Below are 13344 nucleotides of genomic sequence, written 5' to 3'. Positions count from 1 at the left end.
TGGGAGGCCGGCTAGTTGGAGAAGTACAGGTACTTCCACGAGCCGTACGTCGTCGTGTTGACGTTGTCGCCCGAGGAGTTGTTGACATACGACGAGCGCATGCGCACCTTGATGCCGGACTTGCCGGGGGCGCCCAGGCTCACGGCCGACTTGCCGTTCGAGGCGAGCTTGAAGTACTGCGGGCTGCCTTCGGCGGTGTACCACTTGCCGGCGGAGTAGATCTGCAGGTCGACGCGCTGCTTGCGGCCCGGGTAGTACGACATGGTCGTGGTGAGCAGCGGGTCGGTGTTCTTGTGGAACCAGTAGTACGTCGTCGTGCCGATCTTGGCCGTCTTGTAGTTCTTCGACACCACGGTGGAGTTCTTCACCTGGGCGTAGCCCGTGGACTTGACCGTCTTCGGGTTGTAGCGGGCGTCGCCCTTGAAGACCGCGGTGACGTCGGTGTCGCGGGTCATGGCGACCGTCGCGGAGATGTTGCCGTGGGAGTCGACCGTTCCGGTCTTGACCAGCTTGTTGGGCTTGTCGCCGCCGTAGGGGTTGGCCCAGATCTCGACCGTGCGGTTCTTGTACGTGGTACCGAGGTGCGCCGTGAACTTCACGTCGGTGCCGTAGGCGTACACCTTGCCGTTGTTGTTCAGGCTCAGCGAGGTCGAGGCGCGAGACACGTCGACCTTGTCGGTCGCGGTGACCGCCGAGTGCGCGGCGTCGCCCGTGTACGTCACCTTGTAGGTGACCGTGCCGCCGGCGGGCGGGGTGTCGGAGAAGGAGTACGTGCCGTCCGACCTCACCGTGACGGCGGGCAGCGCCCTGCCGTTCGGGGAGTCCAGGTCGACCCGGGTGACCTGGAGCTTCGCGCCGGCCGGCAGCGGGACCGACGCGGTCAGCCTGCCGGTGACGGTGAGCGCCTTGGCACGGGTCGCGGTCGCCGGGGCGTTGACCGTCAGGGCCGGGTTGTTCAGCGCCGGGTCGGTGAGCGCCTTGAGGGTGTAGCCGCCGTCCTCGACGTCCGTGCCGACGAGCGCGAAGAGCCGGGAGTCGTCCGGCGCCCAGGCGAGGTCGGCCGTGCGCGAGGTGCCCTCGTCGTAGGTGTGCAGCGGCAGAGTGGCGTTCGGCTGGTACGTCAGGATCTTGCCGCCGTTGACCTGGGCGACAAGTCCGTTGGAGGCGATGTCGGCGAGCTGGCCGCTGGGGTAGGAGCCGGCGGCCTTGAACTTGCCGTCCGCGTAGGCGTCCCGGTCCTTGCCGTTGACCAGCACCTGCTTGCCGCCGGGCACCAGGTCGATGTCCCCGATGCCGTTGTTCAGCGAGTAGTCGCCGAAGTGCCAGGCGACCAGGGCGGGCTTGCCGCTGGAGACGTCGAGTACGGCCATCGAGTCCGTGGACAGCCCGGTCTCGCCGACCGCGAGGATGCCCGGCTGGGACGGGTCGGTGTCCAGCAGGGCCTGGCCCCAGATACCGACCGAGGTGCCCTCGGTCGGGAACTGTTGCAGCGTCACCGGGTCGGTGCCGCTCGCCGGGTCCACCGACGGGTCGACGGAGCCGATGTCGCCGTCCCACTGGTCGCCGTAGGAGAACCACACCTTGCCGCCGCTGAAGGCGACATGGCGCGGGCCGGTGTTGGTGGAGACGGTGTAGCGGGCCTTGACGTCGAGCGTGTTCGCGTCGATGGCCCAGATCTCGTGGATCTCGGGCGCGGCCGCGTACACGGTCGCGCCGTCGTCCGAGACCGCGAGGTCGCTGACGCCGGTGACTCCGCCGACCGAACCGAGGACGGCACCGGAGTAGTCGGCGGCCGTGACAGTGCCGTTGGTGCTGTCACCGACGAACACCCGCTTCACGGCGCCGTCCACCGCGAGGCCGCCGGGCGCGGTGACATGGGCGGCCGAAGCGGCCGAGGCGGTGCCGGCCGCACCGAGGCTCAGCGCCGCCGAGCCGAAGAGGACCGCAAGCGCTGTCGCGGTCGAAATGCTGCGCATACGCACAGTGCTGTTACCCCCACAAGGAGACCCGGTGCGCGACCGGGGAGTTGAGTGCGCCGCGCTGCACCCGGACATGACCGCTGGACTGCGGTGATGCGCGGGGCGCGGCTGCTGGAGGCAGCGTATGGCATGCCTGTGACAGTTGAGGAGGGGGTTTCGGGTGAGAGGCGATCCGCAGCACACGCTTGCTTGCGACCTCGCCCGTGGCTGCCTGGAGGCGGAGGGCCTGGAGCGCGCCGTCCCACCGTACGAAGCCGCCCTGCCCCGACCCGAGCAGGTCCTCGGCGGCACCATCGAGACGCCGGCGTCCGCCGGTTCGGAGCCGTCGCCTACGTGCCGGCAGCCAACGGCGGGCCCACCCGCCGCGCTTGACGAGGGAGGAGGCGGCCGACGTCAGCCAACCGGCCATCTGAGCCCGCGCCGTGCGCGCCGGGCACCACTACGTCACAGAGATCGACGGCTTCGCTCGCCCTCGAGCCTCAGGGAGTCCACCGGAATGCGACCGTACAGGGCGAGAACCAGCTCGCCGGCCGCGCCCCGGGCGGAGGCGGCGGCCACGTCCGGGGCATCGCCGGCAGCGGTCCGCATGGTGCCGGGCAGGAGGAGTCGGTCGGCCCCTCGGATCTCAGGGTCGTGGCGTTCCGGTCGCCCGCGGCTGCTCGGTGCCGCAGTACCGACACTTGGCAGCAGCCGCCGGCAGGTCCTCGGACAGGCAGGCCGGGCACGTCTTGACGGGCCCCGGCTCCGCGAAGACCAGTGAACCGCGCCGCGCCGAATAATGCTTGTACGGTACGACGATGAGGAAGTAGACGACGGCCATGAAGATGATGAAATAGATGACCACCGAGATGAAGGAACCGATATCGAGGTACGTGGCCTTGTTGCCCGCTCGACCGAGTTGCCATCCCAATCCCACCGAATGACTGCCCTGAGCACGCGCAATGATGGGGTTGATCACAAAATCGGTGAATGCCTTGATCAGGGTACTGAAAGCCAATGCGACGATAAGGCCTACGGCTACGACGATGACATCGCCGCGCATCAGGAAGTTCTTGAAACCCTTGAGCATTCCAGGCTCCTCGCGACAGGGCCCCTGATCGGGGTCGGGCAGCACGCTACATTCTTCGGCACACCTTGAGCGTCGCGGCGCGGACGCGGGATGCACTCTTCCCTGGATTGAAGCTCGGGCTCCTGCCGCGGGAGTGGGGAAAAGGGCCGGACGAGTGAATCCAGCCGTTCGTCGATCGGCAGCCGACGTGGTGGCGGGAAGGCCATTCTGCGTACCCGACACGTCACGGGCAGGGAGCCCCTATGCCGAAGTTCCTCATCCAGGCCACCTACACGCCCGAGGGGACGAAGGGCTTGCTCGAGGAAGGCGGAAGCGGCCGCCGGGCCGCCGTCGACCATGTCGTTGCCGGCCTCGGCGGGACGGTCGAGGCCATGTACTTCGCCTTCGGGGAGGAGGACCTCGTGTGCATCCTCGATTTCCCCGACCCGGTCTCCATGGCCGCCGTCAGCCTCAGTGTCAAGGCCAGCGGCGCGCTCCACACCCGGGCCACTCCCCTCCTCACCGTCGACGAGATCGACGAGGCCGCCCGCCGTCGGGTCGCGTTCCGCCCTCCCGGCGCGTGATCCGGGCCGGCCCGGCTGGTCACTCCCCGTCGAGGGCGGGCTGGATCTCGACCGTGAACGCCGCGTCCTCCGGGCCGGCGCCTTCCTCGTCCTCCCAGACGATCACGCGCACGTGCTTCTGAACGGCGCCCAGGCGGTCCCACTCGGACACCAGGTCGGTGACGACGAGGGCGGCGACGTACTCGGCGTCCTCCTTCGGATCGTCGGAGGTGACGGTCCCCCGCCACCGCTCGGGATGTTCGCCGTAGGGGCGCCAGCCCTCGGAGCCGTGCGGCTCGTCCACCCGGTACACCCAGTCCGTCTCGGTGCTCATGAGCCGATCCTGTCACCTTCCCCGCGGTCGCCCGGCGGTCGGCTGTTCCCTCACGTCCGGTTCAGGAGGCGTGACCGAATCCGCCCGTGTGGACGACATTCCCGTGGCGGTGGTGGGGGTCGGGCTCGCGGTGGACCGCGACGAGAGCCGCGTCGTCGTTGAGGCCACCGCTGGTGTGGGCGAGCAGGTCGCGCTGGATGTGGTGAAGCAGTGATGTGGGGCCTGCCTTGTTCCACTGGGCGGCCCGGGCCTCGAAGGGGTAGAAGCGGCCTGCGGCGTCGCGGGCTTCGATGACGCCGTCCGTGTAGAGAAGGAGGGTGTCGCCGGGCTCGAAGGAAGCCACGTCGATGGTGTACGCGTCCGGTCCCGACTCGGTGATCCCCAGCGGCGGCGCGGGGTGCAGGCTGGGGACGGTCAGGGAGTTACCGGGGCTCAGCAGCAAGGGAGGGGGATGTCCGCAGCTGATCATGCGGATGATGTGGTCGTCGTCGGGGAGTTCCAGGAGCAGGACGGTGGCGAAGCGTTCCCCGGCCTCGGCGGGCGGTTCGAAGTCGGCCAGGTAGCGGTTCACGCTCTGCTCGAGGGTGGCGGCCAGATCGGGGAGGGTGGCGTGCCGGTGGGCGGCCTCACGGAAGGCCCCCAGCAGGAGGGCGGACTCGCCGATGGCGGACAGGCCCTTGCCCCGCACATCTCCGATCATGATGCGCACCCCGCCGGTGACGCGGGTTGCCGCGTACAGATCACCGCCGATCTGTGCCTCGTCCTCGGCGGCCATGTACAGGCAGGCGATCCGCAAAGAGCCCATCCGCTCCGGCAACGGCCACAGCAGGCCGTGCTGCGCCGCCTCCGCGACCGACCGCAGCTGGACCAGCTGGCGCTGACGTCGCTCGCGCACCAGGCAGAAGAACACGATCAGGGCCGACAGCACCGCCAGAGCGAGGATCTGCACCAGCACGTTGCGCGAGAACAACGCGCCGAAGTGCCAGCCGATGTACGCCTGCGCCGCCACGGTCAGGAACCCGATCAGCCCGGTCAGCCAGGCACCGGCGAACGATGCGGTGAGCGCGGGTGCGATGACCAGGAGCGGACCGAGGTGGATGTCCCCCGGGACCAGCTGGTCCACCGCCGTGATCACCAGGATGAGCGCGATCGGGACCGACAACAGCGCGGGGCTCGACTGCCGCGGCTGCCGCACACCAGCCATGCGGTGCCCTGCGTTCACATCTTCCACAGTGCCACCGCCGGCGACACCTGACGAACGGCAGGGGGCTGTGGCCTCGGGCGACACCGGCGGAAGACGGCGCGGAAGAGCGGGGGCGGGCCGGCTCTCCGAACCGTCGCAGAGGCTGGGCAAGGCCGTCATGATCGCGGAGGGGGCCCAGCCGGGGGGGCGCCGTCGTGCGGGCGGCCTCCGCCCACGGAACCCGCCCTCGGCAGGAGGGCCGGGAGGGGAGGGTGCGGGCCGGGAGGGGAGGGTGACGGGCCACGTACGGGGGGTCGCCGTCGTGGTGGACCGGTCGGTCGGCCGGTGTCCGGAGGAGTCTTGACGTACTCATGACGCGCGTCGCCGCATCCGTTCGGCCACACCCGGTGTCCTTCCCGGTGTCCGTGCCGTTGCGAGGAATGGAGTGCCATGGAAGGCACCGTGGTGGCGGTCGTCGTGGTGGCGCTGTTGGCGCTGCTCGTGCTGAAGAGCGGGATGCGGGTGGTGAACCAGGTGGAGCGCGGGGTCGTGTTCCGGTGGGGCAAGGCCCTGCCGGAACACCGGCAGCCCGGCGTCACCTTCCTGATCCCCTTCGCCGACCGTATGCGCAAGGTGAACGTACAGGTCGTGACCATGCCGGTGCCCACCCAGGAGGGCATCACCAAGGACAACGTGTCGGTGAAGGTCGACGCGGTCGTCTACTTCCGGGTGATCGACCCGGTGCGCGCGGCCATCGAGGTGCAGGACTACGTCTTCGCCGTCGGGCAGGTCGCCCAGTCCTCGCTGCGGTCCATCATCGGCAAGAGCGACCTGGACGACCTGCTCTCCGACCGGGAGCGGCTGCACGAGGGGCTCGCCCTGATGATCGACAGTCCCGCCGCGGGGTGGGGCATCCACATCGACCGCGTCGAGATCAAGGACGTACAGCTGCCGGAGTCGCTGAAGCGGTCCATGTCGCGGCAGGCCGAGGCCGAGCGGGAGCGGCGGGCCCGGGTCATCACCGCCGACGGCGAGTTCCAGGCCGCGCAGCAGCTCGCCAACGCGTCCCGGATCATGTCGGACACGCCCGAGGCCATGCAGCTGCGGCTCCTCCAGACGGTCGTCGAGGTGGCCGCCGAGAAGAACTCCACCCTCGTCATGCCCTTCCCCGTCGAACTGCTGCGCTATTTCGACCGGGCCGCGCAGAAGATCGGCTCCGACCTCGGCACGCCTCGGCAGCAGCAGGCTCCGGCTGCGGAGCAGGAGAGCGCCGAGCGGCCGTAGCCAACGCCAGCGTCACACACACCGAGCCCGCCGCCATCACCGTCATCCCGACGGCGGGCGAGGTGAGCTGGGCCACCGTGCCGGCCAGCGAGGCGCTCGCGCCCTGCAGGGTCAGCATGCCGGAGGAGTGCAACCCCAGGGCGTGACCGGCGAGTTCCGCCGGGGTCAGGTCCATCAGCCGCTCCTGCTGGACCAGGCTCGCCCCGAAGCCCACGGAGGCGACCGTGACGCACACCGCGGCCACCGCCGGCGGCGGGTACGCGCAGAACACCAGGTACGGCGTCGCCAGCAGGAGCAGCAGCGGGGTGGCGAGCCGGCGCCGTACCGCGGGCGGGAGCAGCCGGCCCACCGTCACATCCCCGGCGAACATGCCGAACGCCCCGCAGGCGAACAGGGTGCCGGCCGCGTGCGGCGCGTACGACACGTACAGCGACTCGCAGCCGACGACGAGCCCGTTGGGCAGCCACAGGCCCAGATAGGTGAGGCGGCGTGGGCGGGACGACCACAGCAGGGCGTTGGTGCGCCAGGTCGCCGACGGGGAGGGCCGGCCCGCCGTCCGGGGCGGGCGAGCCGTCAGGCCGAGGCGCAGCACCAGCGCCGCCGTCAGGTACAGGGACGCCGCCAGCAGCAGGCACACGCGCGGGGAGAGCACGGCGAGCAGGGCGCCCCCGGTCGCGAACCCGGTGATCTGCATCAGCCCGCTCATCATGTTGAACAGCGAACGCCCCGGCAGATAGCCGCCGCGGTCGAGCACCTCGTTCAGCAGGCCCCAGCGGACCCCGCCGCCGAGCGAGGCCACGAGGCCCAGCACCAGGACGACCGCGAAGACCGCGGCGACCGGCAGGCCGGGCAGCGCCTGGACCGCCGTACCGGCCGCGAAGACCAGCGCGATCGCGGACAGCGCCGTACGCGGCGGCAGCCGGTCGGCACCGGACAGCAGGAAGGTCGCGCCCAGCACCTGGGCGAGCGACGGGCCGAACATGCTCACCGCCGACAGCAGCGGCGATCCGGTCGCCCGGTACACGAGCGTGGCGAGGGCGAGGCCACCGACGGTCTGCGCGGCGGTCTGCGCGGCCGAGCCGAGGAAGAGAGGGGTGAACTCCGGGGTGCGGAACAGGGATCGGTAGCTGGTCATGCCCCGGAGTCTCGGCCGGTCACGTGCGGGCCCGTTATTGTTTCGCCGCAGTGCGAAAGGTCGGAGCGCGAGGGGCCGGACGACCGTTGGGGGGCCGAGGTGGGGTGGTGGCAGCTGAACGCGGACACGCTCGCCCGCAGCCGGTTCGTCGTCTCGCCGTTCGCCGAGACCTTCGCCTGTCTGAAACTGCTGCACGCGGGAGACGCCGCGCACCCCGGTGAACAGGAATGGCTGCGCACCCATCTGCCCTCCCACCGGGCGCGGCTGGCGGCCGAGCCGGTGACCGCGCGCCTGGTGGGGGCGGGGCTCGGCCGGGAGTGGATCGCCGACTTCCTGACGCCGACGCCCCGGGACGGGGAGCGGTTCGCCGACGCGGTCGCCCGGGTACGGACCACCCCGCCGGACACCGCCCGCGCCCATCTGCGCACCTCCCTCGCCGGCCCGCTCCCCGCCGAGCTGGACCGGGACGACCTGCCCGAGCGCGCGGCCGCGCTGCTGGAGTGGGTGTGGGAGGCGACCGTACGGCCGTCCTGGGAACGGCGTCGGCGGGTGCTGGAGGCGGACGTGGTCGCGCGGACCGCGCAGGTGAGCCAGGGAGGCTGGGTGAGCGTGCTGGACGCGCTGCGCCCCGGGCGCACCCGCTGGCTCGGCGAGAACCGGCTCCAGATCAATCCGCACGAGTACCCGCCCCGCGAGATCTCCGGCGCCGAGCTGGTCTTCGTACCCGTGACCGTGCAGCGGGCGGGCTGGGTGGCCTGGGAGGACGGGGTGCGCTACGCGGCGGTCTACCCGTGCACCGGCGCCCTCGCCCACCCCACCGAGCGGGCCGCCCCCTCCGCCCTGGGCGCCCTCCTCGGTCCGGCCCGCGCCACGGTCCTGACCCTCCTGGCCTCCCCTCTGAGCACCACCCAGCTGACGGCGCTGACCGGGCAGGGGCTGGGCTCGGTGGGCCGCCATCTGAAGGTGCTGCGGGAGGCGGGGCTGGTGGAGCGGCGCCGGGCGGGGCGCTCGGTGCTGTACGGGAGGACGGCGGCGGGGGACGTCCTGGTGGAAGCGGGGGGACACCCCCAGCCGAAGGAGCGGGAGGAACCGGGCGACCAGCCGCGGCGCACCCGCAGCCGCCGACGGCCGTGACACCCCTCCCAGCCCCTCCCCGTGCAGCGCATAGCATCCGCACATGACCAATGTCCTGAGTGTCGACATCGAAGCCCTCACCGGCGGCCCCGCGAACCTCCCCCAGTACGCCGGAAAAGCCGTCCTCATCGTCAACGTGGCCTCCAAATGCGGCCTCACCCCCCAGTACACGGGCCTGGAGAAGCTCCAGGAGCGGTACGCCGACCGCGGCTTCACCGTGCTCGGCGTGCCCTGCAACCAGTTCCTCGGACAGGAGCCCGGCACCGCCGAGGAGATCGCGGAGTTCTGCTCGGCGACGTACGGCGTGACCTTCCCGCTCACCGAGAAGGTCGAGGTGAACGGCGAGGGCCGGCACCCGCTGTACGAGCGGCTGGTGGGCGTCGCCGACGCCGAGGGGCACACCGGCGACATCCGCTGGAACTTCGAGAAGTTCCTGATCGGGCGGGACGGCACGGTCGTCGCCCGCTTCTCGCCGCAGACCGAGCCGGAGTCGGACGCGGTCGTGGCGGCCATCGAGGCCCAGCTCGGCTGAGCACCGCTTGACCCTGCCCCTGGGGCAGGGGTGAACGTCCCGGTCACCGGGCGGCGGATCCGCCCGGTGACGGAGGATGACACGGTGGACGACCACGACCTGCTCAGCATCGGCGCGTTCGCCGCGCGGGCCCGGCTGTCGGCCAAGGCGCTGCGCCTGTACGACCGGCTCGGCCTGCTGGCACCCGCGCACGTCGACGAGGTGACCGGCTACCGCTACTACCGCGCCGGCCAGGTGGAGTCCGCCCGGCTGGTGGCCCTGCTGCGGCAGCTGGACATGCCGCTGGCCCGGATCGCCGAGGTGCTCGGTGCCGAGGGTCCCGAGGCCGCCGGGCGGCTCGCCGCCTACTGGACGGCCGTGGAGGCCCGGGTCGCCGGGCAGCGGACCCTCGCCGAGTACCTCCGTGGACGGCTGTCGGGGAGGACCTCCGAGATGTACGAGAAGTTCGTGATCGAGACCGTGGACGTGCCGGCGCAGGTGGTGATCACCGAGTCGCGGCACACGCTGGCGGACGAACTGCCGACGTGGATCGGCGCGTCGTTCGGCCGGCTGGAGGAGGCCGCGCGGGAGTGCGGGGGCGTGACGGGCGCGCCGTTCGTGGTCTACCACTCCGAGGTGTCGATGGAGAGCGACGGCCCGGTCGAGTCCTGTGTGCCGGTGGCCGACGAGGCGGCGGCACGGGCCTGGGCCGCCGGGCAGGGGCGGGCCTGGAAGACGACGGTGCGGGTGGAGCCGGCGGCCCGGCTGGCCTACACCCGGATCACCAAGGCGCAGGTGGCGCATCCGCAGATCCTGGCCGCCTTCGAGGCGGTGGAGCAGTGGGTGGCCGGCGAGGGGCTCGAGATGACCGCTCCCAGCCGCGAGATCTACTTCGCGGACTGGGACGCGTCGGGACCCGAGGACCCGGTGTGCGACGTGGCGTTCCCGGTGCGGTGACCAGCCGGTACCGCAGGATGTGACCGAGCCCTCTCGGCAAGGACGGCGACTGGTCGAGAGGGCTCTTCTGGCGGTGCTTGTGAAGTTGTTTTCGTCGTGGGGTCTTCACTGACGAAGGTCAGGGAGGGCCCCCTAGGCCTTGACCGAGGCCACGAAGGCGTTCCAGGCGTCGGCGGGGAAGGCCAGGACGGGGCCCTGGAGGACCTTGGAGTCCCGGACGGCGAGTTCGGCGTTGGTGGGCGACTTGACCTCGACGCAGGCGCCGTTGCCCGCGGAATAGGAAGACTTCATCCACGTCTCCGAAGCGCCCTGAATCAGTGCCATGTCCACTCCTGTTGCGAGTTGCGGTAGTGCGGTTCACGCCAACCTTGTCGTCTGGTTGGCGTGATCGACGCTACCGGGCAACGGCCGCTGCTGGAGTAGCCGTTCACTCGACCGGATGGCATATTCCAGATGAGCCTTCCGCTGGACCGGACCGACGGTGTACGATCCGGCGCCCTCTGTGACAGCGGCTCAGTCCGCGTACTCTTTCGCCACCTTCGCAATGTATTGCCGGGATTGCTCCACATTGAGGGACTGTGCCCGCAGATGCTCGTACATCACGGCGTACTTCTGCACGTCCTGGGCCTTCTCCAGGTACAGGTCGCTGGTGACGCCCTCCAGGTACACCACGCTGGAGTCGGCCGCGTCCGCGAACTCCAGGATGGCGTACTGGCCGTTGAGTCCCGGGTGGGCGCCCACCTCGAAGGGCAGCACCTGGACGGTGACGTGCGGCAGCTGGGACATCTCGATCAGATGCTCCAGCTGCTCGCGCATCACCAGCTTGCTGCCGACGACACGTTTCAGTGCCGCCTCGTCCAGCACGACCCACAGCCGGAGCGGGTTGTTCTCGGCGGTGATACGTTCCTGTCGGCGCATGCGGACCTGTACGCGCTTCTCGATCTCGGCGGTCGACGTCTCCGGCAGCGCGCCCTGCACCAGGGCCTCCGCGTAGGCGCGGGTCTGCAACAGACCGGTCACCAGTTGGGGTTCGTACACCCGCAGCGACTCGGCGTCGGTCTCCAGCCCGATGTAGACGCTGTACGGGATGTCGCCGAAGGTGTGCCACCACCCTTGCTGTCTCGAGTCCCGGGCCATCTCCATCAGCGAGTCGACGATCCGCTGGTCCTCGACCTCGTACACCCCGCACAGGTCGCGCACATCGCGCTGGCTGATACTTCTCCGGCCGTTCTCCAGCCGACTGATCTTCGACTGCGACACGAGCAGTCGCTCGGCCACTTCCTCGGCCGTCATGCCCTTGAGCTCGCGGAGCCTGCGCAGCTCCTGGCCCAGCCGGCGCCGCCTGACGGTGGGATTGACATTGGACGCCACGGGACGTGCACCTCCGGCTGCCTGCCTGTTGCTTAACACTTTCCGTATCTGCTGTTGAGCAGACTGCCACCAAGGTGCTTTCTACCGCTGGGAAATGGTGGATATGCGGCGCGTACGCGTCAGTTCGCCACGGGACGCCACCCGAAGGGGTGTCGTGGACGCAGTCGAGCGGGACGGCGAGTCCACGAGGGTCTCGCCGCCCCGCTCTGACCAGCGGCTCCCGAACCGGGTCTGTGGGGACCGGGGTTACGGCTCAGTGGGCCACGGCGCGCGCCATGGATCCGTGGTGCGGCTGCATCGGAACCCCGCGTGCGGGTTCCGCCGCGGACCTGGCGCCGGCCGTGCCCTGCCGGCCGGTGGCGGCCGGACCCCGGCGTGGCTGTGCGACCGCACCGCTCTGCACGTCCATCACGGCGTGCGCGACAAGGCCGCCCATGGGGTCGTGCCGGATCAGATCCCGCAACCGGGACCGGGACGAGCGCCCCTCGTTCCCCGGGTACAGGTGCTTGCCGAGTCCGACGGCGTGCGCCAGGGCGGCGAGCGCCGCGGTCCGCGGGTCCGGCGGTACGCCGGTGCGGATCGCGGAATCCAGCCGGGACCTGATCTCCCGGCTGATGGCGGTGTCCGTCGCCTGATAGCGCGTGGTCGGCAGCACCCCGCACATCTGACCCGGTACGGCGGCGACCATGCCGCACCGCTCCAGATGCGAGAGATACGTCTGACGGAGCCCCAGCCGGGGCCCGCCGATCCAGTGGACGGCACGCACGGGAGCGCCGCGCCTTCGCAGCAACTCCAACGCGCAGTCCAGAGTCGGATCTCCTGTCGGCCGTGGCACCACCACGGCGATACGATCCCCGTCTGGGGCTATCCGTCCGGCCAGCGCCAGCTCCACTAGCTGTGCACCGGCCAGACCGAGGTCGAGCGACTGCGGCTGTGCAGTGGTACCCGTGGCCGGGTCCAGTGCCAGCAGCAGAAGCTCCTCCGGAAGTGTTCTGCGGCTCCTGCCCATCCATGCCTCCCCGCGTGGATGAATGACAGGGTGACCCCTCTCACATTGGTCTGTCGAGGGTGCGTGACCGGTTCGTGAGGGAACCGGTAGGTATGTCGTTCTCGTCTACCGCAGGGGCCAAGCCCTCACACAGGACACTGGTACATGGTTCGGACAGGGCGCGCGCGTAGGCGTGCGGCGCATGAGGAGGCATCGGTGGCGGGCGAGTCCCCCGACAGGTCGAAGCAGCGTCAGTCGTCGGCAGAACCGACGTCGGGGAGCGCGGCTCCGGTTCCCGAGACACGCGACCCGCGCCTCGCGGTCGCCCGGGAAAAGGATTCCTCGCCGGGTGGCGTGGACACCGCGACGAAGATCCTGTCGGTGCGGGACGCGAAGAAGGCCGCCCCGGCCAACACCCCCGAGGAAACCGGCGAGGAGGCCGCCGAGGAGACCCCCGAGGAGGACGCCGCCCTCCGCAAGGCGGTCTCGGCCTGGGTACGCGGCGCCGACAACCCCAAGACGCCCGAGGACGACGCGGAGACGGAACCCGAGCAGCCGACCTCCGTCACGTCCGAGCCCACCGCCCCCGAGGAGAAGGCAGACGCCGAGCAGAAGCCGGAGGCCGACGCGAAGGCCGAGGCGGCCCCCGGGGCCGAGGACGACACGGAGGCCGACTCGGAAGGTGACGCCGAGTCGGCGGCGAAGAACGAGGCGGACGCGGACGCGCAGGTCGAGACCGGCACGAAGGCGGACACCGACGCAAAGCCCGACACCGGCACCAAGGCGCACGCGCTCGAAGGCGAAGCCGAGGCGACGGCGGCCGAGGACGGCCCGGCGGACGCCCACGGCCAGGACGG

12 protein-coding genes and 2 pseudogenes are annotated in these 13344 nt (G+C 70.6%); 6 read left to right on the top strand and 8 right to left on the bottom strand.

Annotated elements, in window-relative coordinates; translation table 11 throughout:
* Positions 1-11: 11 nt before the first annotated feature.
* Together AB0L59_RS22125 and AB0L59_RS22120 are read right to left on the bottom strand one after the other, a co-directional pair.
* On the bottom strand, positions 12-1976 hold the full coding sequence (locus AB0L59_RS22125) for an Ig-like domain repeat protein (protein WP_365586218.1): 1965 nt from the start codon (positions 1974-1976) through the stop codon (positions 12-14).
* A 628-nt stretch (positions 1977-2604) separates the two neighbouring features.
* Positions 2605-3048 carry an MscL family protein gene (locus AB0L59_RS22120; protein ID WP_365586216.1) on the bottom strand — a complete coding sequence of 148 codons (444 nt, stop codon included), beginning with the start codon at positions 3046-3048 and terminating at the stop codon, positions 2605-2607.
* A 242-nt stretch (positions 3049-3290) separates the two neighbouring features.
* Here AB0L59_RS22120 and AB0L59_RS22115 point away from each other — a divergent pair, with 242 nt between their 5' ends.
* A complete protein-coding gene (locus AB0L59_RS22115; RefSeq protein ID WP_365586214.1) occupies positions 3291-3611 on the top strand; it encodes a GYD domain-containing protein in 321 nt (106 codons plus the stop codon).
* A gap of 19 nt (positions 3612-3630) precedes the next feature.
* Here AB0L59_RS22115 and AB0L59_RS22110 read toward each other — a convergent pair whose 3' ends face one another.
* Together AB0L59_RS22110 and AB0L59_RS22105 are read right to left on the bottom strand one after the other, a co-directional pair.
* On the bottom strand, positions 3631-3924 hold the full coding sequence (locus AB0L59_RS22110; protein WP_365586211.1) for a hypothetical protein: 294 nt from the start codon (positions 3922-3924) through the stop codon (positions 3631-3633).
* A 61-nt stretch (positions 3925-3985) separates the two neighbouring features.
* Positions 3986-5128 carry a PP2C family protein-serine/threonine phosphatase gene (locus AB0L59_RS22105; RefSeq protein WP_365586303.1) on the bottom strand — a complete coding sequence of 381 codons (1143 nt, stop codon included), beginning with the start codon at positions 5126-5128 and terminating at the stop codon, positions 3986-3988.
* A 429-nt stretch (positions 5129-5557) separates the two neighbouring features.
* On the opposite strand from AB0L59_RS22105, the pseudogene AB0L59_RS22100 reads away from it, so the two are divergent.
* A pseudogene (locus AB0L59_RS22100) lies at positions 5558-6307 on the top strand (slipin family protein); the annotation flags it as partial.
* Here the strand turns inward: AB0L59_RS22100 and AB0L59_RS22095 are convergent.
* The gene (locus tag AB0L59_RS22095) at positions 6264-7526 is read right to left on the bottom strand and encodes an MFS transporter (RefSeq protein WP_365586208.1); all 1263 of its coding nucleotides are present in this window, start codon (positions 7524-7526) and stop codon (positions 6264-6266) included. The pseudogene AB0L59_RS22100 and the gene AB0L59_RS22095 overlap by 44 nt on opposite strands.
* 99 nt (positions 7527-7625) lie before the next feature.
* Here AB0L59_RS22095 and AB0L59_RS22090 point away from each other — a divergent pair, with 99 nt between their 5' ends.
* The 3 genes from AB0L59_RS22090 to AB0L59_RS22080 all read left to right on the top strand — a co-directional run bounded on the left by AB0L59_RS22090 (position 7626) and on the right by AB0L59_RS22080 (position 10128).
* Positions 7626-8660 carry a winged helix-turn-helix domain-containing protein gene (locus AB0L59_RS22090; protein ID WP_365586205.1) on the top strand — a complete coding sequence of 345 codons (1035 nt, stop codon included), beginning with the start codon at positions 7626-7628 and terminating at the stop codon, positions 8658-8660.
* Between the two features lie 43 nt (positions 8661-8703).
* Positions 8704-9192 carry a glutathione peroxidase gene (locus AB0L59_RS22085; RefSeq protein WP_365586203.1) on the top strand — a complete coding sequence of 163 codons (489 nt, stop codon included), beginning with the start codon at positions 8704-8706 and terminating at the stop codon, positions 9190-9192.
* A gap of 66 nt (positions 9193-9258) precedes the next feature.
* Entirely contained in the window at positions 9259-10128 is an 870-nt protein-coding gene (locus AB0L59_RS22080; RefSeq protein ID WP_365586201.1) for a MerR family transcriptional regulator, read from the top strand.
* Positions 10129-10260: 132 nt separating this feature from the next.
* On the opposite strand, the gene AB0L59_RS22075 is transcribed toward AB0L59_RS22080, so the two are convergent.
* The 3 genes from AB0L59_RS22075 to AB0L59_RS22065 all read right to left on the bottom strand — a co-directional run bounded on the left by AB0L59_RS22075 (position 10261) and on the right by AB0L59_RS22065 (position 12508).
* A complete protein-coding gene (locus tag AB0L59_RS22075) occupies positions 10261-10452 on the bottom strand; it encodes a DUF397 domain-containing protein (protein WP_365586198.1) in 192 nt (63 codons plus the stop codon).
* Positions 10453-10641: 189 nt separating this feature from the next.
* A complete protein-coding gene (locus AB0L59_RS22070) occupies positions 10642-11499 on the bottom strand; it encodes a helix-turn-helix transcriptional regulator (RefSeq protein WP_365586195.1) in 858 nt (285 codons plus the stop codon).
* A gap of 253 nt (positions 11500-11752) precedes the next feature.
* A complete protein-coding gene (locus AB0L59_RS22065; RefSeq protein WP_365586194.1) occupies positions 11753-12508 on the bottom strand; it encodes a GPP34 family phosphoprotein in 756 nt (251 codons plus the stop codon).
* Positions 12509-12841: 333 nt separating this feature from the next.
* On the opposite strand from AB0L59_RS22065, the pseudogene AB0L59_RS22060 reads away from it, so the two are divergent.
* Positions 12842-13344, top strand: a pseudogene (locus AB0L59_RS22060) (hypothetical protein); the annotation flags it as partial.

Origin of the sequence: Streptomyces sp. NPDC052109, assembly GCF_040680195.1 — a bacterium.
In the GTDB taxonomy this organism is placed as follows: domain Bacteria; phylum Actinomycetota; class Actinomycetes; order Streptomycetales; family Streptomycetaceae; genus Streptomyces.
This window is presented reverse-complemented; position numbering and strand designations above follow the sequence as displayed.

Bases quoted from the DNA above. Each gene is read 5' to 3' on its own strand.
- AB0L59_RS22120 (WP_365586216.1), bottom strand. From the start codon at position 3,048: ATGCTCAAGGGTTTCAAGAACTTCCTGATGCGCGGCGATGTCATCGTC.
- AB0L59_RS22125 (WP_365586218.1), bottom strand. From the start codon at position 1,976: ATGCGCAGCATTTCGACCGCGACAGCGCTTGCGGTCCTCTTCGGCTCG.
- AB0L59_RS22110 (WP_365586211.1), bottom strand. From the start codon at position 3,924: ATGAGCACCGAGACGGACTGGGTGTACCGGGTGGACGAGCCGCACGGC.
- AB0L59_RS22075 (WP_365586198.1), bottom strand. From the start codon at position 10,452: ATGGCACTGATTCAGGGCGCTTCGGAGACGTGGATGAAGTCTTCCTAT.
- AB0L59_RS22095 (WP_365586208.1), bottom strand. From the start codon at position 7,526: ATGACCAGCTACCGATCCCTGTTCCGCACCCCGGAGTTCACCCCTCTC.
- AB0L59_RS22085 (WP_365586203.1), top strand. From the start codon at position 8,704: ATGACCAATGTCCTGAGTGTCGACATCGAAGCCCTCACCGGCGGCCCC.
- AB0L59_RS22065 (WP_365586194.1), bottom strand. From the start codon at position 12,508: ATGGGCAGGAGCCGCAGAACACTTCCGGAGGAGCTTCTGCTGCTGGCA.
- AB0L59_RS22115 (WP_365586214.1), top strand. From the start codon at position 3,291: ATGCCGAAGTTCCTCATCCAGGCCACCTACACGCCCGAGGGGACGAAG.
- AB0L59_RS22105 (WP_365586303.1), bottom strand. From the start codon at position 5,128: ATGGCTGGTGTGCGGCAGCCGCGGCAGTCGAGCCCCGCGCTGTTGTCG.